Below are 23225 nucleotides of genomic sequence, written 5' to 3'. Positions count from 1 at the left end.
GATCGAAAAACCGAGAAATTGCGCAGGTGCTGAGCGGGAAAGGATTTCTTTCACGGCGGCATCCAGTATAATGACCGGACTATGACAAAGAAAAAAGCACACAAACCCGGTTCCACAACCATCGCACAAAACAAGCGGGCACGTTTCGAATACTTCATCGAAGAAGAGATCGAGGCGGGCCTGGTGCTGCAAGGTTGGGAAGTAAAATCACTGCGTGCTGGCAAAGCTAACATCAGCGACAGTTATGTGATGTTCCGTGACGGTGAAGCCTACCTGTTTGGCGCTACCATTTCGCCTCTGAACGTTGCTTCAACTCATGTTGTCTGCGATCCAACACGTTCCCGTAAACTACTGCTGAAAAAACGTGAATTAGACTCACTGATTGGCCGTGTAAACCGTGATGGTTACACCCTGGTCGCTCTCTCCATGTATTGGAAAGATGCCTGGAGCAAAGTGAGGATTGGTGTAGCCAAAGGTAAGAAAGAACACGATAAGCGCGATGACATCAAAGATCGTGAATGGCAGACGGCGAAAGCCCGTATCATGAAGCATGCCAATCGTTAAGCCGCTGGCTTAACAGGATATACTTCTGGTATACTGCACAAAGTTACTTGGGGCTGATTCTGGATTCGACGGGATTCGCGAAGCCCTAGGAGCATGCCGAGGGGCGGTTTGCCTCGTAAAAAGCCGCAAAAAAATAGTCGCAAACGACGAAAACTACGCACTAGCAGCTTAATAACCTGCCTAGAGCCCTCTCTCCCTAGCTTCCGCTCTTAAGACGGGGATCAAGAGAGGTCAAAACCAAAAGAGATCGCATGGAGGTCCTGCCTGGGGCTGAAGTGTTAAATCTAATCAGGCTAGTTTGTTAGTGGCGTGTCCATCCGCAGCTGACCGGCGAATGTAAAGATTGGACTAAGCATGTAGTGCCGACGGTGTAGTAATTTCGGACGGGGGTTCAAATCCCCCCAGCTCCACCAAAATTCTCCATCGGTGATTACCAGAGTCATCCGATGAAGTCCTAAGAGCCCGCACGGCGCAAGCCCTGTGGGCTTTTTTGTGCCCTCAATTTGTCCCGCGAAGTCTGAAGCAAACTAATTAAATCCGAACCTTTTAGGCACCTTGTTAGGCACCTCGTAAAGCATTATTGTTTTTGAGGTGCCTAAAACTATGGAAACCCTGCAATGGCAAGACAAACCAAACCTTTATCCGTTAAAGAAATCGAGTCCGCCAAACCCAAAGAAGCGGACTATGTTCTCTATGATGGAGATGGTCTTGAGCTGCTCATCAAATCCAGCGGGAGTAAAATCTGGCAGTTTCGCTACATTCGCCCTGTCACCAAGAAACGTGCGAAGAAGAGCATAGGTCCTTACCCGTCAGTTACCCTAGCCGATGCCAGAAGCTATCGGGCAGAGTCTCGCTCTCTCTTGGCGAAACAAATCGATCCACAGGAACATCAGCAAGAACAGCTTCGCAGTTCGCTTGAAGCTAAAACCAATACTTTCCAACTCGTAGCTGAACGATGGTGGAATGTGAAGAAAGCCAGTGTGACCGAGGACTATGCAGAGGATATCTGGCGATCGCTAGAAAGGGATGTTTTACCGGCGATTGGCGATATGAGCGTCACAGATATTAAAGCACATACTCTGGTCCAAGCAATTCAACCTGTTCAGGCTCGCGGAGCATTGGAAACTATTCGTCGCCTGTGCCAGCGCATCAATGAGGTCATGATCTATGCCCAGAACACAGGGCTGATTGATACTGTTCCTAGTGTCAATATTGACAAGGCATTCGAGAATGCCGCAGAAGAAAACATGCCAAGTATCCGCCCGGATCAACTTCCACAACTAATGCAGACTATGCGCACGGCAAGTATCAGCCTGTCCACACGATGCCTGTTCATGTGGCAGCTTCTCACCATTACCCGCCCTGTTGAAGCCGCTGAAGCTCGATGGGATGAGATCGATTTTGATGCTAACGAATGGAAAATTCCTGCTGCTCGAATGAAGATGAACCGGGACCATACGGTTCCATTATCTGATGGAGCTCTCGCTATTCTGGAAATGATGAAGTCTCTCAGTGGTGGCCGAGAATTTATCTTTCCCAGTCGCATCAAACCAACCCAGCCGATGAACAGCCAAACAGTGAATGCAGCACTCAAGCGTGCTGGCTTAGGAGGCGTTCTCGTTTCACACGGCTTACGTTCTATGGCCAGTACGGCACTCAATGAGGAAGGATTTCCACCTGATGTCATTGAAGCAGCACTTGCTCATGTGGACAAAAATGAGGTACGTCGTGCCTATAATCGTAGCGATTACCTGGAGCAGCGTCGTCCAATGAAGCAATGGTGGGCTGACTTCGTTATGGCTGCTGATCACGGAAATATGATTGAAGGTGGGATAAAGGGAATGCGGTTGGTTGTGTGACTAAATTAAACTGAGTTCAGTTCAAGCTTTTGGGATGATATTGGTAAAACTTTATATTTCCATCCGGTAAGAATCAGGAGCAAATGTTACTCTATAGTGCAGGAGTAATTAAAAGTATGAACGCTGTATAGTGCAACGATCTATTTGCTAATGTTTTTTTGTACAAAGACTTATGTGATTTTGCGACAACCAATGTCAGACGCAGAAATTCAGCACAGCAAAAGCAGGATGGCGCGTCAGCTTAAACGTCATGAAGTGCACATTTACCCCGACAGATTCGATACGCTTAAATACCCAGTATCGCCATCTGTTCGGTGGACTTTTTCATCTAAGGAGCATAAGGACGTGGAGTTGTCTGTTTCTGTTTTAATTCGCCCGTTTTTATCAATGGGCAAAGGCATCTGGGCTCAGATTAAACGTCCATTAGCAGAACGGAAGGCTCTGACGCACCCTGAACAAGAAAAACATTCACTCTACAGTGTTATGGAAAAAACACTAGTGCATCTTGGCGTAGAACCTTCAGCATCACAGCCGACCTGGAAGCGCTGGGTTTCACTACTGGAGAGTAAGATCGTCATCACAGAAACATTTTCGCTACCTCACATCAATGAGTGGCTCAATGTTGGTGAGGTTCAGGAGCATCTCAAACACCTAGCCATACATAAATTAACCAGTAGTAGGCATCCCCTTGAGAGTGAGCAGGCGTTAATTGAAAGCTACATAGCTAAAACAGGGGAAACCGAAAACAGAGCAAAAGATATTATAAATCAGGCCGTCACGGCCATTACTGAAGGTACGCTCAGCGGGCTTAAGGATCCGGAGTTAGGCATATTGATGAGAATGCATTCTCAGACAATGCATGAACGTTTCGAAGCGTTAAATCGACAACTTTTTCCTGAACAAATACTCTCAATCCAGCAACTCTGCTCTGTTAATGAAAAATGGTTGACTGAAACACTGTCAAATAAAATCCGGTCAAAAACAAGGCTTGGGCAAGTGCTATGTCCGGGTGATTCAGGAGTGGTGCTTAAACGCACTGCACTCATTAAACAATTTTCCGACACTCTATCAGCCTTACCTGATGGCGGCGTAATCGTCGTAACAGGAGCAGAGGGTAATGGTAAATCATGGCTAGTAGCACAACACTGGTTGTCAGTTCCTGTAAAGCCGCTTACAGCGTTTATTCGGGCCGAAGACATAGAGGAACCGTGTAATGATATCACTGCTGTAATCATCAACGCCCTGTGTCATAGCTGTCAGGGGGATGGGTCTGTTCATACTAAATTCTGGCAAGAACAATTCAGGACGTGGTGTGATAGTTCAAAGCGCCCCACATATGGAATGATTATCATACTTGACGGTATAAACCAACGTCCAGCTATCCGCTGGGCACAGCTCATCGACAAGCTGAGTGAATTCCTTCAGTGTCTGGGTGGTAAATTGATTGTGACGTCCAGACAGCATTATTTTACTCAAAATGTTGAATCCAGACTGGCGACACCCATTATAAAAAGGCCAGTCCCGGAATGGTCCCCAGAAGAACGGGACACAATACTCGCTTTACGCCATATCAGCATTGCAGGAAGAAAACTCAGTGTGAGCGTTGCAACCAGCCTGCTTAATCCACGCATGCTTGGAATTGCATTGGAACTGTTCAGTGCAGAACAATTGCATGATTTAGCAGAACTAAGTGTATCGTTGATGCTGTTTGAGCACATTAAAGCCAGCCAACGAGATAGTTATGACGTCTCTGCAGAGCTGTTCAGCAATGAGCTGCGTTCGTTCGGAAAGAAGGTGCTTGAACGGAGCGAAATCAAAGATAATGAAGATATTGATATTTTCGATGCTGAACTTAACGGTGTTTTTGAAGGGGGTTGCAGGCCGTTATTGACGGGCGTTTTTTTACCCCTTGCCAGAAGACACAACGCGCTATCGTATTCATCCTGAAGGACTTAGCCTGGCTCTTGGGCTGGCTATTCTTGATATTGTCAATAAAGCAGCCAGAAACCATAAAGATCTTGATGAGGTAATGGCCTCCCTCGTCGAGCCCGTTATCGCGCTTGATAAGACGTCGGATACCCTCTTTGCAGCCCTCACTATTGCCAGCCTGGAAAGGCAGCATCCTATTGCAACCGGCGTTGCCATTCTAGTCAGTTTTGCCGGACTGCAAAATCCCGACGCGCTGCTTACCTCTGCATTTATGGCTTTAGCGCGACGTCGGCCTGAAATATTCATCAATGCCTGTGAACATCTTGCACTACGTGATATCAATCTCCCGCAACATTACTGGATTGAATATGCTCTCCTGCACGCCTCCCGACACACATCTTCTGCGGAAAAAATTTTGGCAGCAGCTACTAACTGGCTTGGGTGGAGTCCAACTCATCTCCCTCTATCGTCAGTAGAGGTCGTCCAGCATGATGCTGACATACAGGCTGAAATTGAAAAACGGCAAAAAGAACGTGAGCATAAAATTGGCCTATTGTCGCCTGAAGAAAAAGAAATTTTCAGAACATTAGTCTTAAAAGACACAGATAGTTTATCGGCACTGCATTCACTAGCAATGAAGCTTTTTGCAGGAAAGGCTTTAATGCCGCATATTAATGCGTTAGTTAAATGGAATTTTGCTTCTAATCTAAACTTGGATTATGGCGTTCCCTGGCAGACATTCCGCGACTTGATCGCGTTTAACTCAATTGACTGGCAAAACGTCCGTTCCCACCTGCGGGATAAATGGACATTTTTTGTACATGACAAAAGTTCACGTACAGGTAAATGGACGGCTATTAATCTTTTGATGGCGACAGGGAATTCTGACGATGCGCAACTCGCCGAGATACTTGCACACCAGTTACGTGACAATAGTTCGGCCATCAAAGGTTGGCATATCAATGAATCATGGTGTGAAGCTGACCCTTGTAATCCGGCTAATCCAGAATCCAGCAATGTCAGCCAAACGGCAGATAAACACAGCAAATTGGATGTAAGCAAGCTCTTCAATTCCTTCGGCGTCGGTTATCAAGAAACATTCTTTTCGGGGGCAACCACCTCTCTTGCCCGTTACCAACCGCAGGTAGCTATCGATAATCACCTCAAACTTGCTGAAGATATTCTGTGCCGAAGCGGCCTCCCACTACGACAGGGTATTTTTGCACTCTTACCGCATAGGGCATTAATAACTCCTGATATCGCAAGAAAACTCGTAAGACGAGTGACCAGCAGCACCAAAGACGATCGGTCAGCATGGTCATCTCTGGGCGGGGAATCGGAACTGATGCAGCAGTTCCAATTGATTCTGGCTTTTCATCAATTGAGTGTTAAAGAACAAATCTCCGTTTTAAGTACACTCCGCTATGGAGATAAACTTATTATGTCGCTCAGTGACAGCTTAAAAACACTGGACTGGCAGGATACTGAAAACAATGTACTTGCGGCGTTAGCTAATGGCGATACAGATGAGCAGCTAACATCGTTACTGTTTCATCCTAAGACTGGCCCGTTACCTGCGAGACTCATGAATACCCTTCCGCAACTGCTCAGTAGTGCATCGCAAAGCGTCCGACATCTTACGCTGAAGATGCTGATAAACGTGAATGACCCGATTGCGTTACGTTGCAGTGCCGAGATCGTGATGTCTGAATCAATCACATCATCCGATCAGTACGAGCAGTGGCACTGCTCAGCCTTGCTGCTCAAGGCAATTAATCAAAACATCATCGGATGGGAAGAAGGGAGAACGCACTTAACCTATTCCCATATTGCTCAATTGGCAGGCATTTATAACGGAGAAATCGCCGCGGATGCTGCGCAGTATTTTGACGAACTCTTGAACAATGCCTTTCAGCAGGCAGTTGATGTGGGGGCCCTGCAGCTTAAACTGCTTCTGAGGTCGACAGACGACAGGGCTTATACATTTCACCATCTTAGTGAAGTTGCCGTTCCTAAGCGAGAGGAAGGTGAGGACATGAGATCACTAATGGCACTTCAGGAGATGGATAACTTCGAAAAGCAACAGCAACGTATTCAACATAATTACCATGACATCAAAGATGTACTTGCCAAACTAAATCTATCTGATCTGACTAACCATTATTATCCTGACGACATTGCAGCTCTGGTGAGAGCTGAACCTGAGCGTTCACTTGCATGGGCAAATCTGTTCCTTGAAAACAAAAATGTGGATGTTCTTCACCTGGTCAGACATATAGGACTAACACTTGCACAGGTCATCTCGGCTCAGCATCCGGAAGTGTCAGTTCGTCTTTTTGAACGACTTGACCACGTTGTTCCTTTCTGTCGCGTTGTGTTTACCGAGGCCGAGCTTGATCTGTGTGCTGTTGCGGTCTGGTCTTCGTTCGACAGCCCTGAGATTGAGGCATTGCGCTTGCGTCGATTAGCTCTAGCGGAAAATAACAATCGGCTTGCCCATGAGGTTTGGGCAGCCCTGTTCTGTCAGCAGAGTGAAAAATTACTGCAATACACTCGGAAGTGTTGTAACTCATCCTGGCCTGTGCTCCAAGCCAGGGGCATCATGATGGCGGGGTATTTAGGTCAGAATGAGCTTTCAGACGACACGCTCAAAGCAAACACGTATTCGGGCCTTCTCCAAAAGTCCTTCAAAAGTGCCAGTGACTCCTATCAGCGTCATTTATGGACGCGTCACTGGTTCAAATTGATGCAGCAGGCGTCCTCCGCAGAATCTTTCTGGTGTGCTTCAGTTATATTTTTGCAAGTCGTCGATGAAAGATTCTTGGCAATCAGGCATGAACACACTGATAACGGAGATATTTTTCAGCAATACTGGCCTACTGTTTTGTCGAAGCTGAATTCCCGTTTCCAGAAGCCTAGCAACAAACGAATGGAGCATTTGTTTGGAGGAAAAGCACCATGGCCAGGTTTTCTTACATGCCCAAATTTAAGCCGTCAGCATGATGAGGGTGACACCGTACGCGGGCTTTAACATACGTGACAAAAGGTCCGTTTTAATGGCGGCTTTTATGTGTTTTTACAGTGCCGTGCACACTCAGCTCGGGATAAATTCTCGGGGTTATCGTGCGCCGTTGTAGTGAGTATACCGTGATACAGCTACGCTCGCCGTTGCACTATCAAAGGGGCGAAATAATCGAGTTCGATAAAGACCCTTATGCACAAACATTGGGCCAGGCTCATTTATTCGCCTAGTTCCATCCCAGCAAAGCGAAAAAACTCAAACAATACTTACTTGCTCTTAAGAGCGATGAACGGACTAATAAGTACCCATAGTGTTTGAACCATGACAGAAATTTTTTATTAAGGTGAAGGCGTGGCAATCTTTGACATTGAAAAAGACGAATTACTTCGGCTCTCCGATACTCAGCTAGAAGAGCTGATTGCTCGATTAGCGGAAGCTGAAGTGGCAATGCATGGCCATAGCCCAGCATGTGTAAATTGGTCTGGTTCAATCACTGCCCCTGACGGAGGAATTGATATCCATATTCAGGTTCCAGTTGAGCAACTGGATGCTGGCTTTCTTGTAAGGCCTGATACGGTCTTTCAGGCAAAGAAACATAGGATGCCAAAGATTGCAATCGAGAAAGAGATGGGCACCGGCAAAGCACTTTCATCGACCATTTCTGAACAAGCCAGAAAGCAAGGCAGCTATATCATTGTCAGCTTGGGCGATGATTGCTCGCCGTCAGGAAAGACGGTTCGTCTCAAAGCAATGCGGGATGCGGTAAAAGACGATCCTAACGAAAGCAGTCTTCATCTTGATTTCTACGACCGTTCCAAACTCATTCAATGGTTGCGCCAACACCCTTCAGTCATGCTGTGGGTAAAAGGGAAACTTGGACAAGGGTATTCCGGCTGGCAACCCTACGGAGCTTGGAGCAATCCGCCACAAGGTGTTACAGACACTTTAATCTCAGTCCCAGGCGTAACCATTACTTTACCGTCGGGAAAGGGACAAAAACTCAAAATTGATGAAGCAATTAGCCCAATGCGAGCACTTATCCGTTCGACGAATAAGGCGGTTCGTATTACAGGGTTGTCTGGTGTCGGGAAGACTCGGATCGTTCAGGCGCTCTTTGATGAAACTGTTGGAACAGATGCGCTTGACCGGACAGTAGCTATTTATGTTGATACTGGCTCTGAGCCAGTACCGTCTGCTACAGCAATGCTTGATAAGTTGATCGCTGAGGACCGACGAGCAATTATGATCCTTGATAATTGCCCATCAGAACTCCATGCTTCGCTTGCAAGCAAGGTATCAGCCGCAGGAAAAGAAGTAAGTCTCATCACGATCGAGTACGACATCAGGGATGACAAACCACAGACAACTGAGGTTATCCACATTGAGACAGACGGTCCGGAAGTGGCAGAGCAACTTCTTATTCGTCGTTTCCCTTCTATTGGTCAGAATAATGCCCGTCGGATTGCTGAGTTTGCAGATGGTAATGCAAGAGTTGCTTTGGCTATAGCAGAGAGAGTGGAGGAAGGTGAGAGTTTAGCCCTACTTTCAGATGCGCAGTTGTTTAATCGCTTGTTTGAACAACGTAATCATCCCGACGGCCATTTACGGGAGCAGGCTGAAATATTGTCACTGGTGTATTCGTTCTCGGTATCCAGTCCAGATGCCGCTACCGATGAACTGGAAATATTGGGTGCGCTCTCTGGGTATCCCAAAATCCAGTTATTCAAAGCTGCTACGAAGTTAATGGAACGTCACGTCGTTCAGAAAAGATCCCACTGGAGAGCCATCCTTCCCCATGCCATTGCTAACAAGCTGGCAGCATCTGCACTTAATAGTATTCCGGTTTATCAACTTAGGGCGACCTTTGAAGCTCCGGAGCGGCCACGCTTATTGATGTCGTTCGCACACAGGTTGGGACTGCTACACGACCATGCTGTGGCTAAAGAGATCGTTAAAGCTTGGTTGCACCCTGAAGGGCTGCTTGGGCAGATAGTAAACCTGGATGATGTATCGACACGAATACTTAATTATGTCGCTCCAGTTGCCCCTGGAGCTTTGCTTGAGCGGATTGAAGAAATGCTTGTTACGTCTAATTTTGAGCATATTAAATCACGCTACAACCCACAACGAACAGCAATTATCAAATTGTTGCAGTTACTTGCATATGAATCGAAATACTTTGAACGATGCATTAAGCTCTTAATCTGTATCGCAGACCAAGAAAGCGCGAGCAATAATTATGATTCGGCTCGAAATAAGATAAAGAGGTTTTTCCAACCGTATCTATCCGGTACTCATGCCTCTTTAGATCAACGTGTTACGATCATTAATGAATGCATTGGTTCAAGTATGGCCGGACGTAGAGGGCTGGGGCTCGAAATGCTTGAAACTGCTCTCGGCGGACCACCGTGGACAGGATTCGGGATTAATGAGTTTGGTGCTCGGCCAAGAGATTATGGATTTCGGCCCGGTAACGATGAACTTGTTGCGTGGCTAATCACCTTCATCGATATTTTGGTGAGGTTAGGAACCTCAGGAGTTCCCGTGCTTGAAGACGATGCCAGGCGGATCTTGGCTGATAAATTTCGCTGGATTTGGCGTCATGGAGGAATAAGGTCAAAATTAATTGATGCGGCTTGCAAGTTACATGCCCATCGCCCTTGGGGTGAAGGCTGGAAAGCTGTCCGCTCAACAATTTACTTTTTCCATACAAAAAGAAAAGATAACGAAGACGTAGAACCATTGCCGGAAATACTTGTGACATTGGAACGAGAATTAGAGCCTAATGACTTGGTTCCGGCAGTCATGGCTTATGTACTCAGTAAGGGGCGCGATTTTTGGGCGCTAGATGCTGATTATGAGCACCAAGGACCTAACAAATTCAGTGAAATCAGGAAAATACTTGGTGCCAAAGCTTTCAAATTGGGACACGAATTTGCAGTATCTCCCCATGGACTTGATGAGTTGTGCCCTAATCTTTTTTGCGGGGTGGAATGCCCTATCGCGTCGAATTTGGTAAAGGCTTAGCTAACGGGGCTTCTGACCTACGAATTTATTGGCAGCAACTAGTCATTCAATTGGATCAACAACACAAATCTCAAAGTGATGTTTCGGTCATTCGAGGTTTCATTGAAGAGACTAATTCTATCGATTCAGCTTTATCGCAGGAACTGCTCGATCAGTGCGCACAACATTCCGAACTTCGATTCGAATTAGTCAACCTGCATCCTTGGCAGGAGTTTACTGAAATCGATCTGGATCGCTGCATGTCGCTTCTGGATGACTCTGACATACGGCCCCATATGTATGGGGCAATTCTGTGGGGTGAGCAATTCTCTAATTTGCCAGAAAGCAGGGTTCTCGAGCTTGCTCAAAAGCTGCTGAGTAAACCGAATGGTGATGAAGTAGTATTGGAAGCCCTGAGTATGAAACTAGCTGATAAAGGAGATGCTGCGGATACACTAGGTCTTGCGCTACGAACGATCGGACTATCCGCTGCAATCCAGAGGTTCCGAAGAGATCACAACGATCCCGGCGGATATCTAGATTATGCAATGGAACGTGTTATCGATGCCACATTGCGCTTCGATGGCAACGAGGCTGAAAAGTTAGAATGGCTGAACACAATCTTCGCTGTTGTTGATGAGTATTTTGGCTACATTTATTCTTTCGAAGACGCTATCGGTATCACCGCAGCATGGATGCCAAAAGAATTTCTCAGTCGCATTTTTGATGGTACGGAAGATCAACAACAGAGGCGGCTGCATTTCATCAATCATGATGATTCACATCAGTCTCCTATTGCGAAAATCGATGTAGATATTTTGATTGAATGGTGCGGTACCACTAAAGATCCCCAGGTTTGGGCTTCAGTCGCTTCAGGTATTAATCTATGGTCAAAAGACGATGAGCAAAGTCCTATTTGCTTGCAGGATGATGCACTGAGATTTCTAGAAGCCTCTCCAGATCCAGGAGCCATCTTTGAGATTTTTGCCGAACACGTAGCTCCTTCATCATGGTCCGGTAGTCGAGCGAACGAGATGCAACCTAGGGTTGAAGCCATAGGCCAGTTGGTTACCCACGAGAGTACAGACATATCTAAGTCAGCTAGAGCTGTATATGAAAAACTAACTCAATGGGTTGAAAACGAAAAAGAACGTGAGCGATTGGAAGATGAGGCATTGGAACAACGGTTTGAATGAAGGCTAGTAGCCTTTAGAGGAATTCTGTTTAAAGGAGAAATCATGGAATCTGCACGTGATAAATATACCAGTGAGATTATTGAGGCAGAAAAGCTTTGGATACTTGATGTTGTAGATACGAACGGAGCCTGTCCATAATTCTGTGTAACTGCCAGCGTATTAAAGGTGCTCGTTTAGACGGTCACCAAACTCGATAATAAAGCGGCTCATCGCCAACCGCCAGTTCTGGATTGGCATACTCCATTTTTTCGATGCTGCCTGGATCGCCAGATAAATCACTTTTCGCACTGAGTCGTCTGTTGGGAACACCTTACGTTTCTTTATCGCCTGCCGGATTACGCTGTTCAGCGATTCTATAGCGTTGGTCGTGTAAATGGCCTTGCGGATATCCGCAGGGTAACCGAAGAACGTGTTGAGATTTTCCCAGTGGGTACGCCAGCTTTTGCTGATTTGCGGGTATTTCTCATCCCAGATACCTGCAAACTTATCCAATGCCATCAGGGCGGCTTCCTCTGTCGGGGCCTGATACACCGTTTTCAGCACGCTAGTCACCGCTTTGTAGTCTTTCCACGACACGTATTTCAGGCTGTTACGCACCATGTGGATAATGCATAACTGGATGTGGGTTTGCGGATAAACGCTGTTTATCGCCTCTGGGAAGCCCTTCAAGCCATCCACGCAGGCAATCAGGATGTCCTGAAGCCCCCGATTTTTCAACTCGGTCAACACGTTGAGCCAGAACTTTGCTCCCTCATTCTCGGCTAGCCACATGCCCAGCAGTTCTTTTTACCTTCGGTATTAATCCCCAGAGCCAGGAAGACGGCCTTGTTGATGACACTGCCATTTTGACGCACTTTCACCACGATACAGTCAAGGTAAACAATGGGATACAGTGAGTCGAGGGGGCGATTCTGCCACTCGGTGACCTGTTCTTTGACGGCATCAGTGACTTTGGATATTAGCGTGGCTGACACATCGGCATCGTACATCTCCTTGAATGTGGCAACGATTTCCCTTGTGGTCATTCCTTTGGCATACAAGGATAAAATCTGGCTGTCCATCTGCGTGATACGTGTCTGATTTTTCTTGATTAACTGAGGCTCGAAAGTGTTTTCGCGATCACGGGGTGTATTCAGTACGACCTCGCCATCATCAGTGAGCAGCGTCTTTGATGAGTAACCGTTGCGGGTATTCGAACCTGTTTTAGGGGCATTTTTTTCATGACCAAGGTGTTCGGTAAGCTCAGCATTCAACGCCGTTTCGACGGTGAGCTTGGTCAGCATACGAGAAAACGCATTAAGATCGGCTTCGGTTTTGAGGCCTTTAGCCAGTTCGGCAGCCAGTGCCTTAAGTTTCTTTTCGTCCATAATTTGCCTGTCTCCATTGTCAGGAAGAACATATCAAAAACAGGCAATTACACAATTTAAATTACAGTCTCGATAGTAATGGGATATTGATTCCATTTGTAAATTCCCCAATTAACAGACGATTAATAAAAAGTGTCACATATTTAGCACAACATAACCCAGAAAGAGTTGAAGAATCACTAAATTTACTGAAAAGCCTTTATGATCTAGATTTCGAAATCATAAAATCAGAGTGTAGTTTAGTTCTTTGAAAAATAGGGGGAATTCCCCCTATGTTCTTTTTTAATCAAAAGATAATATTAGTATATTAATTTTCAGCGGGAGCCGAAGGATCACTACTAATTCGTAGTTTATGTAGTTCTATAGCCTTGTTCTTTGTTATGTACATCTTGTTTTCAGTACTAACAATTTGCCAGTATGAACCACGTTCATTATCGTAAAATTTAGTAATAGCATCCAAAGACAAATCTCTATACTTGATCCAAGCAAGCTGAGATCTTTTTAGACTATCTTTGAATTCTTTACTTAATTCAGTATCAGATATTAGTAACTTGTATTCAGCATTTAGTAGTTTATCCCATGATTTAGTAGCAGCTTCATAACAATCAACTACTGCCATATCAGATATATTCATAGGGTTACTTCTACATTGTGCTAATCCTTTGTCTATTGCAGATTCTTTCGATAATGTACTACTACTGAATAATATTAGTAGTATAGGTAATAACTTTTTCATAGCTACACTTTATTTATTATCTATGAGTTTAATGAAATAATTGTCATACAGATTGTTTAACTTGATACCTAACGTATCTATTGAGGATTTATAACAATCTCCTATTGCTATATCAGTATTGATTATGCATTCAATAGCCGATTTATTAACAAAAAATATACTGCCAAAAAGTACTATCAGTGCAACAAATGCAATGTTCATAGTTATATCCTTATTTAATGTGGATTAGGAATAGTTTTCCTTGTTCCTAAATATGTAATGCAGTAGCCAAACGAATATCCATAAACCACCAGTAATTATTGTCATAATTAAATGTGCAATATGAGGGAACCGTTTACTGCCAGTTGAACCTTGATTGTTGTTATTATTATTGTTGTTGTTACTCACTACAATGTTAGATTTGTCCCTATTCGCGTTCTCACGCTTTAAAGACTCTATCTCTCGTAGTTGTGGATCTAAGATCTCTCCACAGTGCTTACACTTCTTAGCTTTGGACGAAATCATCTCATCACAGTAACTGCATCTTGTTTCTAACTGATTAATAACCATTTTTTAGTGCTCCTTGCAAGTTTTCATCTAATGATGATAACCCGATTGAGTACTAAAACTCAAGAAATTGATCGACACAAACGATCGATAATTGCATTACAATAGACAAAAACTATCAATTTTCACCAATCGATCTGTGAAAGCAATGATGGAATAGTATTAAATGCATATAATTATGAATTGAAATTATAAGAGAGATCATGGTAATCGACGATGATAAACACGCAATTCTTCTATGGTTTAATCTTATCTTACTGAATTTAAATAAGTTTCATATAAAGCTTGGTAATTGATTATATTTTTTTTGGTTATTATAATGATAGCACTATGTGTAATAACGTTATATTATCAACCAATATAAAGATCATATGAGCAACAAAGAATAGTTAGTAGGAACAGAGTTTTAAATATAAAAGGATAATAATATGAAATTATTTGTAAAAGATGAAAATACTGGAGACAAAGTTTATCTTAAAAATATAGCAAAGGATAGAGAGGATTTAGTAAAATATATTGGTTCAAACAAACTTAGAGTAAAAGATAAAGTATACTCAGTAAACTCTGTTCAAGCTGAGAGTGGTAGTAGTTTAGCTTATACCACTGCTATGGGAGGGGTCGTTGGGATATTGTTTGGCATTCCGGGGATGGCTATTGGTTCAATTCTTGGAGCAATGGTTGGAAAAAACTCGGATGAAGAAGAAAAAATAAAGTCGAAACTTTCAACAAGAGTAAATATAATGAAAGGACTTAATATACAACTCATTTTAGTTCTCGTTTTTTTATGCATTTGCTCGTCTTTCTACATTTTATATAGAGATAGTGTAAATCAAAGTTTTAGAGATTTTCTTGAGTGGAAAAATTTAAGTATATGTCTCTGGCTTTTTATTTTCATATGCTTCTCACTCCATTACCTATCAGTAAAAAATAATGTAGAGGCATATAAAAAAGATTATATAAGTGGATTCCCTATTCAATATGGTGTCTTTTCTAATGCCGTTTTTTCCGCCATTACTTTCGGCCTTGCAACAACTACTTCAGTTTCTATTATGAAGGGGATTTATATTCAGGAAATCTTTAAAGATAAAATTTATTTTTATAACTTTGATAACATTGATATAGTATCAATCCTTGTGGTCAGTCTTTTCCTCTTTATATACTCAATGTCAAATAGCATTAAAGTACTTTATGCAGCAATAAAAAGCAGTGCATATGAAAATGCTTCTTCGCCTAAGTGAGATAATGTTTGTAAACTAATCATATTAATAATAGAATGTTAATATGATTAGTTCTAGTTTAAAATTAAGTTGCTTTTAATCAAGATGAAACTTTGGAATTAGTAAAAACCCAACTTAAATTCAGTAACTACATGATTAATAAGTAATTGTGCAACAAGTGCATAATGCCGAGGTTTTCAGCCATCAGCCGATATTCTTCCGGCGTCAGGTTATTCAAGGATTCATGCGGACGCTCGCTGTTATATTCACTCAGCCAGCGCTCCGTGATTTCCCGCACTTCATTCAGGGTTCTGAACAGATAAAAATCCAGTATTTCTGTTCGGTATGTCCTGTTAAACCGTTCGATAAACGCATTCTGTGTTGGCTTTCCCGGTTTGATAAATTCCAGCATCACGCCATGAGCTTCTGCCCATTGTGCCAGCGCCAGCGAGACCAGTTCCGGGCCGTTGTCCATCCGCAGTTTCAGTGGATAACCCCGGTTTGCCACGATCCTGTCCAGTACTCTGACCACCCGCTGTGCCGGGATATTCAGATCGATTTCTATTGCGAGGGCTTCGTGGTTAAAGTCATCCACCACGTTGAAGGTCCGGAAGCGTCTGCCACAGACCAGCGCATCATGCATAAAGTCTATCGACCAGCTCTGGTTAAGTGCCTCAGGTGTCACCAGTGGTGCCGGGTTACGGACTGGCAAACGCTGCTTTCCCTTGCGGCGAAAATTCAGTTTCAGCAGGCAGTAAATCCGGTGAACGCGTTTATGGTTCCAGGCATTACCCTGCCTGCGCAGCATCTGGAACAGCTTCTTAAAACCGTATCGCGGGTAGCGCTCTGCCAGCTCAGTCAGCACCTGGATCACCGGTTCATCGCGCCGGGTATCGGGCTGATAAAAATAGACCGTCCTGCTCAGCGATAACGTCCTGCATGCCTGGCGTATGCTCATCGTAAACTGTGCCGTCAGATAGCTGACGAGCTCACGCTTTATCGCTGGGCTTAAAGCTTTTTTCGATAACATCTTTGAGTGCCCGGCACTCTAGACTCAGCTCGGCAAACATCTGTTTCAGCCGCCGGTTTTCGTCTTCAAGATCTTTCATCTTTTTGATATCAGACGCTTCTATACCCCCAAATTTCGCTTTCCAATTGTAGTACGAGGCCTCAGATATCCCTGCTTCACGGCAGACATCTTTGACAGTACGTCCGGCTTCAACGGACTTCAAAACGGCGATGATCTGGTGTTCGGTGAATCGAGCTTTGCGCATAGCGATCTCCTCAATGGGACATAATCAGTATGTCGGAAGATCTCTAAAAGTGAATGGTTCGTTTTGCCGGGATACTTACAGTAGCATTCGAGCATGGATGACTCATTGTTTCAGGTATTCAAAGAAGTGAAATGGAAAGGACCATCATCAGCACGTAAGCAAGAGCCAACTGAACGCTATTACGTTTGATAATTTCAAAAGGTGTTACACCGATAAATCCCGAAACAGCCAGAATAACGCCTGAAATAGGAGAAAAACTGCGCCCCAGGCTCGCCGAAAAGTGTAACGGTACCAGCATCTTAAAGACGGAGATCCCCGCACCATGAGCGACTTCGGCACTTAGTGGCGCAAATGCGTTAAATACGGTGGCGGTACCCATAATTACTGAGCCAAAGAAAATCAGCAGACTGAAAAGGACAACCATCAGAACCGCATAATGTTCTTCGCTGGGGATAAAACTAAATAGAGTATCGATAAAACCAATTTTTATTATCCCTGCAACCAGTACTTGTGCACATAGCAGAATCGAAACAACTGTAATAAAAGACTGTCCCATTTGATCGAACAGTCCCAGCACTTTATCCGTGGATTTTTTTAAATCAAAAGTTCTTAAGGAGTCTAGAATAAAAGCGATAAAAAATGACAATATGATGGCTGAGACCACATCAACTTTGAATCTTAAGGAAGCAGGGAAATACTCCTCCATCAGACTGGAAAAAGTAAACAAGATTATCATCGGCACGACAGGCAGCAGCGCGTAATACCCAGGAATATGCGAAGCGGAAGTCATAGCCTGTTGATCTTCTTGTTGTTGCTTGTGATGGTCACCCTCTTTTTTATCCCAGTACGCTTGCATGACCATGTGAGACACTCCAATGACTACAAACAAAATAACCACGATAGGTATCTGTTTATCCAAGAAGAAAGAAAAAAGATCGTAACCTGTGATTTCTGAAATCAGGACACTTCCTGATGCGGATGGCCCATAATCAATACAGATGCCAGAGGCAATGACCGAGGCCACAGCAGCCTTAGAACATCCGATAGAACGCAGGACAGGATACAAAGTCGTTAACATTAATAACGCCAGCCCAGAAGGACTCGAAATAAACAATGCCAGAATTTGCATCAAGATATAGCAGGTGCCCAGAAGTACATATTTTGCATTAATTCTCTTTAGTGGGGTGATACATATCTCGACAAGTTTTTGTGATGCACCGATATCGTTCATGTACCGGGAGAAACCGGCAATAACCATGATTATCAAACCAAGCTTGGCGATACTGTCAGAGAATAAGGTTTTAATCTCAATAAAAATGTCTAAAAACTTTGAACCCGATGTGGCTTTAGTAATTGCCACATCCGGAAAAAACAACGCTGTAATGATCAGCAAGCTAATGCCACCACAAAGAATGATGGCCTGGGCATAGTATTTTTTGCAATCCCAGCGCTGACCATCACGATAACTAAAAATGAAGTCATTAAAACAAAGGCTTTGTCCCCAAAGGCAAATTTCAGCCCTAGTAAGGCAATGGATCCCAGTATGATAACGAACGCTACTCTGAGCTTTTTTGACATAGTGGTTTGCATGATTAGCACCTAACTGATTGCATTACCTTTATGTTATGATCAAATAACTTTTTAAGTATGTGACTTCGATCATAAAACATAAAAAGACCAAAAAATAGTCAAATTGTCATTTTATAACTCATTTTTTTGTATATCATTATTGTTATTAAGTCATAACTAATTAAGGGCAACTTATGAGTACTGGTATGTTTGAATCGTGTATCACAGGCCACTGGTTCAATGCAGAGGCTAAGGCACTCTGGTCGGATACTGCGACTATGCAGGCATGGCTTGATGTTGAAGCCGCGTTGGCTCAGGCTCAGGCCACTCTCGATATGATCCCGCAGGAGAGTGCTAATTGCATCTCTGAATCAGCAAAAGTGGAGTCCCTCAATATTGCTGCCATCAAGGATGGGATACGCCAGACCTGTCATCCTTTTGTTCCGGTTCTTAAAGAGTTTGAACGGGTTTGTGGTAAAGAAACGGCTAAATATATCCATTGGGGTGCTACGACACAGAATATCTTCGATACCGGGGCTGTTTTACAACTGCGCGCCAGCCATAGAATGATTTCCACTTTCCTTGAGAAGACGCTAACTTCGCTTATGGAACTTGCATCCTCTTCGAAAGAGTATATTCAGGCTGGTCGTACTCATGGCCAACATGCATTACCTATTACATTCGGTTTTAAGGTTGCTGGCTGGCATGCAGAATTATATCGCATTGACAGAAGGCTTTCTGAAGCAACTCAGGATGCCTTTACGGTCAGTATGGGCGGTGCTGTTGGGACATTTTCGGCGATGGAAGGAAAAGGTAGAGAAGTGCAGGAAGGTATGGCGCGGCGACTCAACCTTGCTTCCAACCCCGTACCGGTGAGAACATCTTATGACGGCATAACGCATTATGTCTCTGTTCTTGGCCAGCTTGCTGCCTTTGCTGAGAAAGTGGCTGAAGAGATTATATTCCTACAGAGAACTGAAATAGCGGAACTAGAAGAAAGCTTCCATCATGGGAAAGTCGGTAGCTCAACGATGGCGCAAAAAAGGAACCCTCAGAACGCGCAAAATTTGGTAGGGCTGGCTCAACTGATACGCTCACGCGTTCTCCTTTCTTATCAGTCAATGGTCCGGATGAATGAAGGAGATGCGGCTGAAAGTAACGTGATGGACGTGACACTCCCGGAAGCGGCAATTATTTCGGTATCCATCAGCGAAAACTTGCTAAAACTTATCACTGGCCTACAGATATATCCTGAAAAAATGTTGGAAAACATTCGACTGACTAAAGGACTGATACTTTCGGAGTCTATTATGATGGCATTGGCAAAGGATATCGGTCGTTCAGAAGCACATCATATACTTTACGAGGCGGCGATGTCCTCAGTTAAAAATAATTTGCCGTTCTCAGATTGTATTCGCAAGCAGTTGGAAATTATTGACTCAGGTATTGTCATTAATATTGACGACCTGCTCGATGAAACCAACTACATTGGCGAGGCCATCAGTTGTGTAGAGTATGTGTTGAAAAATCAGAAACATTAACCGATTTCTCCACGCTACGGTTTTATGAACTTATCAAGCTTCTCACGTTTTGTGAGAGGCTAGAGTTTGAATGCTTTAGCGTGGTTGATCATATATTCGATATAATCCATATGATAGGGATTGGCGCCGTTTATCAGGGAGAAAAATATCATTTCATCATAAATGTCAAAGTCTATATTCTTGACGATAACATGCTCGAGAATGTGCTCGCTAAGCGGGAAATCTGGAGCCAGGCATAGTCCTACATTTTCATTAACAAAGCTCATGGCGATAAGAGAATCAGAAACCTCGGCAATCACGTTTGGTTCTATGCCGGCCTCAGAAAATGCCTTTTTGATTTTGGTGGAAAGTATGTTTCTTGGTGTATACATGATCAGATTTCTATAATTGAAATCTGTCAGTGTCAGCCTGTCCTTTTTAGCGAGTTCATTGCTTTTGTGCATTAGACAAACTATTTTCGCTTTAATCACTGGGTGGGCTGATAATTCTAAAACTCGATTATTGATATCAGCATTTCCAAGCGCAATATCTGCCCGACCCTCTCTGAGTTCATTGAGCATGTCCACTGAATTAACAACAGAAAAAATTATCTTCACGCCATTATTTTCTTTGATATAGAGGGCGGTAAGAGGTGCCAGGAATAAATACGCAATAGTGGGTGTAGTGATGACCCTGATCGTCTGTGCAGAATTGTGAGTCCAGTCATTTTCGTCCATTCTCTGCAGTGAAGAAAAAATATTGAGTATCTCTTCATAGAAGAAAAGAGCTTCTTTGGTGGGGGTAATTCGACCCTTTTCTCTAATAAAGAGCACTTTTCCTGATCTTTCTTCAATGCTGGCAATCGCTTTACTGACCGCTGGCTGGCTGATACTCAGATATTCAGCTGCCTGCGTCGCTGAGCCTTTTTCAATCAGCGTCTTAATGATTTCAAAGTCCCTGAACGACGCCCAGCGAACCGATAATTTCTTTTTCATGCATTCATCCTGCTACTCAAGGATTTGTTCACTCCTGCCCCCTGCTCGTGGACAGGAGTGAACAAATCACCATATCAATACAACTATCTGATTTAGATATGTAGTGAAGTTTATCAGAGATGCACAAGCAGGTTGAGTATTTAATCCATCACTATGTTCGCACGCTGGATCCGGGAACTTTTTCGCTTCCAGATAGCGAGTTCCAATGGAACGAGAACGCACGCCAAGATGATAACCAATTGTTTATAATGCATTTTTATTCTGTGGTACTAAAGCTTACAAGAATGGGTCCGTAAGGAAAACGAAAGATATTCTACACTAAGATCAAAATTGACCCGCTCCCCGAATATGTTGCCATCACAAAGCTCAACCTCCTGGCAGATCTGCGCATAAATGCCCCAACCGGTCTCTGTTATCGCAGGAAGGATAAACTGGGTGATGATATCGGTTTCAGTCAGGTTCGTTTTGCTAACGCTTTTCAGCAGGTAGCCAGCCGGGTGATCGCAACATTTGCCGTTAAGCTGATTTACCAAGGCATCACACGCAGAGCCCTGTAACAATACCGAGAAAATTTCTGGTGCATGTTTCGTTATTTTATTTTAGTATTTACTAAATTTAGAACTTACTAAAATAACTATGACTGCCAACAACGACCCTCAATCCTTACTTGCCAGCGCTAATAACGCCACAAAATTGCTGAAAGCGATGAGCAACCCGCATCGTTTACTGATCTTGTGCATGTTGGTTGATTCCCCCGGCACCAATGCCGGTGAGTTGGCCCAAGCCACCGGGCTCAGTCCATCCGCCACCTCGCAGCATCTGGCCAAAATGCGTGATGAAGGGCTGATTGAGAACGTGCGGGATGGGCAACGCATTAACTACTCCATCAAGAATACTGCCGTGCAGGAAATCATCAGCACGCTGAAAGCCATTTATTGCCCCTGAGGACATATGAACGTAGAAACCATGACACCACAACAAGCACAAAATTTGATCATGCAAGGCGCGCGGTTGCTGGATATCCGAGGGGCAGACGAATACGCTCACGAGCATATTGCGCAAGCCAGTTTACTATCGCTCTCTGATATTGAGAGAGGCAGTAAATCGCCGGTGTTTTCAGAACAGGATGTGGTGATTTTTCACTGCCAATCTGGCCGTCGTACGGCTCAAAATGCAGCGTTGCTGGCAGGGGCCGCTGCCCCGGCGAAGGTTTATCTGCTTGAGGGCGGTATCAACGGCTGGAAACAACAGGGATTGGCGGTGGTACAAGACAAGAGCCAGCCTTTACCCATTATGCGGCAGGTACAGATTGCTGCCGGTTCACTCATTCTGGCAGGGACAATATTAGGGTACGTAAGCTCCCCCTGTTCTTCCTGCTGCCCGGTTTTGTCGGCGCAGGGCTGCTGTTTGCCGGGCTCAGTGGTTTTTGCGGCATGGCTACACTGCTGGCAAAAATGCCCTGGAACCAGCCTCAGCCGTAGCCGATACCATGCCAAAATCACCGCCATGTACTACCTTTAACTCTCTACGTTTCTCGGCCTTATTGGTAAATCGAAACTTGAACGATTAATTGAGAGGTAATACATGCCAGCAACCCACACTCTGCAACTCAAAGACGGCACGCTTTTGTATTACAAAGACTGGGGTAGCGGCCAGCCGATCGTTTTCAGCCACGGCTGGCCACTCTCTGGCGATGCCTTCGAGGATCAGATGCTGTTCCTGGCATCCAAGGGTTACCGGGTGATCGCGCACGATCGCCGTGGGCATGGGCGCTCTTCGCAACCCTGGGGTGGCCACAATATGGATCAATACGCAGACGATCTGGCAGAGCTGACGGCAGCTCTGGATCTAAAAGATGCGGTTCATGTCGGCCATTCGACCGGCGGTGGCGAGGTGGCACGCTATATTGGCCGCCACGGCACTAGCCGTGTAGCCAAAGCGGTATTGATCGGTGCTGTGCCTCCGATCATGATTAAAACCGATTTTAACCCGGAAGGCTTGCCCCGAGAGGTGTTCGACGGTATCCGTGAGGGCGTACAGAAAGATCGCTCACAATTTTTCAAAGACCTGCCCGAGGTCTTTTATGGCTTTAACCGGCCAGGAGCCAAACCTTCTCAAGGCATGAAAGACAGCTTCTGGTTACAGGGTATGCAGGGGTCGATCAAGGCCTTGTATGACTGTGTTAAAGCCTTCTCTGAAACCGATCAGCGTGAAGATCTGAAAAAGATGACCATTCCGACGCTGGTGATTTATGGCGATGACGATCAGATCGTCCCGCCAAAATCCTCCAGTGAGGCAGCGGCTAAACTGCTGCCTGATGCCAGGGTGAAAGTGTATCCGCAAGCCTCACACGGTCTGTGCAGCACGCACAAAGACCAAATCAACCAGGATCTGCTGGAATTCATCAAGTCGTGACCACCCCGAA

General features: G+C 44.5%; 16 protein-coding genes, 1 other RNA gene and 2 pseudogenes. 12 read left to right on the top strand and 7 right to left on the bottom strand.

Going from position 1 to position 23225, the window contains the following annotated elements:
* The first annotated feature begins 81 nt into the window (after positions 1-81).
* From smpB to ACQ86O_RS11595, 7 genes are all read left to right on the top strand, one after another.
* Positions 82-564, top strand: a complete 483-nt coding sequence (smpB, locus tag ACQ86O_RS11625; protein WP_431225333.1) for an SsrA-binding protein SmpB — start codon at positions 82-84, stop codon at positions 562-564.
* A 49-nt stretch (positions 565-613) separates the two neighbouring features.
* Positions 614-977: a transfer-messenger RNA gene (ssrA, locus tag ACQ86O_RS11620) on the top strand.
* A gap of 204 nt (positions 978-1181) precedes the next feature.
* Positions 1182-2423, top strand: coding sequence for an integrase (locus ACQ86O_RS11615; RefSeq protein WP_431225332.1), 1242 nt, complete (start codon positions 1182-1184; stop codon positions 2421-2423).
* Between the two features lie 345 nt (positions 2424-2768).
* Positions 2769-4370: a hypothetical protein gene (locus ACQ86O_RS11610; RefSeq protein ID WP_431225331.1), complete on the top strand. Its 1602-nt coding sequence runs from the start codon at positions 2769-2771 to the stop codon at positions 4368-4370.
* On the top strand, positions 4333-7383 hold the full coding sequence (locus ACQ86O_RS11605) for a hypothetical protein (protein ID WP_431225330.1): 3051 nt from the start codon (positions 4333-4335) through the stop codon (positions 7381-7383). Before ACQ86O_RS11610 ends, ACQ86O_RS11605 begins: the two co-directional genes overlap by 38 nt.
* A gap of 342 nt (positions 7384-7725) precedes the next feature.
* Positions 7726-10401: a hypothetical protein gene (locus ACQ86O_RS11600; protein ID WP_431225329.1), complete on the top strand. Its 2676-nt coding sequence runs from the start codon at positions 7726-7728 to the stop codon at positions 10399-10401.
* Entirely contained in the window at positions 10368-11576 is a 1209-nt protein-coding gene (locus ACQ86O_RS11595; RefSeq protein ID WP_431225328.1) for a hypothetical protein, read from the top strand. The genes ACQ86O_RS11600 and ACQ86O_RS11595 overlap by 34 nt, the downstream gene beginning before the upstream one ends.
* Before the next feature lie 159 nt (positions 11577-11735).
* Here ACQ86O_RS11595 and ACQ86O_RS11590 read toward each other — a convergent pair.
* The 3 genes and pseudogenes from ACQ86O_RS11590 to ACQ86O_RS11580 all read right to left on the bottom strand — a co-directional run bounded on the left by ACQ86O_RS11590 (position 11736) and on the right by ACQ86O_RS11580 (position 14228).
* Positions 11736-12943, bottom strand: a pseudogene (locus tag ACQ86O_RS11590) (IS256 family transposase).
* Positions 12944-13250: 307 nt separating this feature from the next.
* Entirely contained in the window at positions 13251-13679 is a 429-nt protein-coding gene (locus ACQ86O_RS11585) for a lysozyme inhibitor LprI family protein (protein WP_431225327.1), read from the bottom strand.
* A gap of 225 nt (positions 13680-13904) precedes the next feature.
* Complete coding sequence (locus ACQ86O_RS11580) at positions 13905-14228, bottom strand: zinc ribbon domain-containing protein (protein ID WP_431225326.1); 324 nt, start codon at positions 14226-14228, stop codon at positions 13905-13907.
* Between the two features lie 425 nt (positions 14229-14653).
* On the opposite strand from ACQ86O_RS11580, the gene ACQ86O_RS11575 reads away from it, so the two are divergent.
* Positions 14654-15463 (top strand): hypothetical protein, encoded by an 810-nt coding sequence (locus ACQ86O_RS11575; RefSeq protein WP_431225325.1) that lies wholly within the window; start codon positions 14654-14656, stop codon positions 15461-15463.
* Positions 15464-15590: 127 nt separating this feature from the next.
* Here the strand turns inward: ACQ86O_RS11575 and ACQ86O_RS11570 are convergent.
* From ACQ86O_RS11570 to ACQ86O_RS11560, 3 genes are all read right to left on the bottom strand, one after another.
* A protein-coding gene (locus ACQ86O_RS11570) for an IS3 family transposase (RefSeq protein WP_431225324.1) occupies positions 15591-16716 on the bottom strand; the annotation gives its coding sequence in 2 pieces (ribosomal slippage) (positions 15591-16464 and positions 16463-16716; 1128 coding nt in all).
* Positions 16717-16834: 118 nt separating this feature from the next.
* Complete coding sequence (dcuC, locus tag ACQ86O_RS11565) at positions 16835-18109, bottom strand: C4-dicarboxylate transporter DcuC (protein ID WP_431225323.1); 1275 nt, start codon at positions 18107-18109, stop codon at positions 16835-16837.
* A complete protein-coding gene (locus ACQ86O_RS11560) occupies positions 18103-18306 on the bottom strand; it encodes a hypothetical protein (RefSeq protein ID WP_431225322.1) in 204 nt (67 codons plus the stop codon). The genes dcuC and ACQ86O_RS11560 overlap by 7 nt, the downstream gene beginning before the upstream one ends.
* Before the next feature lie 173 nt (positions 18307-18479).
* On the opposite strand from ACQ86O_RS11560, the gene ACQ86O_RS11555 reads away from it, so the two are divergent.
* Positions 18480-19826: a class-II fumarase/aspartase family protein gene (locus ACQ86O_RS11555; RefSeq protein ID WP_431225321.1), complete on the top strand. Its 1347-nt coding sequence runs from the start codon at positions 18480-18482 to the stop codon at positions 19824-19826.
* Positions 19827-19885: 59 nt separating this feature from the next.
* On the opposite strand, the gene ACQ86O_RS11550 is transcribed toward ACQ86O_RS11555, so the two are convergent.
* Positions 19886-20800, bottom strand: a complete 915-nt coding sequence (locus tag ACQ86O_RS11550; RefSeq protein ID WP_431225320.1) for a LysR family transcriptional regulator — start codon at positions 20798-20800, stop codon at positions 19886-19888.
* Positions 20801-21436: 636 nt separating this feature from the next.
* Here ACQ86O_RS11550 and ACQ86O_RS11545 point away from each other — a divergent pair.
* The 3 genes and pseudogenes from ACQ86O_RS11545 (at position 21437) to ACQ86O_RS11535 (ending at position 23215) form a co-directional block, all read left to right on the top strand.
* Positions 21437-21745 carry an ArsR/SmtB family transcription factor gene (locus tag ACQ86O_RS11545; RefSeq protein WP_431225319.1) on the top strand — a complete coding sequence of 103 codons (309 nt, stop codon included), beginning with the start codon at positions 21437-21439 and terminating at the stop codon, positions 21743-21745.
* Between the two features lie 6 nt (positions 21746-21751).
* Positions 21752-22281: pseudogene (locus ACQ86O_RS11540) on the top strand (rhodanese family protein).
* Positions 22282-22384: 103 nt separating this feature from the next.
* Entirely contained in the window at positions 22385-23215 is an 831-nt protein-coding gene (locus ACQ86O_RS11535; RefSeq protein ID WP_431225318.1) for an alpha/beta fold hydrolase, read from the top strand.
* The last annotated feature ends 10 nt before the right edge of the window (positions 23216-23225 follow it).

It is taken from the genome of Serratia sp. L9, assembly GCF_050632285.1.
In the GTDB taxonomy this organism is placed as follows: domain Bacteria; phylum Pseudomonadota; class Gammaproteobacteria; order Enterobacterales; family Enterobacteriaceae; genus Chania.
The sequence above is the reverse complement of the archived record's forward strand: the minus strand, read 5'-3'. Positions and strand labels throughout refer to the sequence as shown.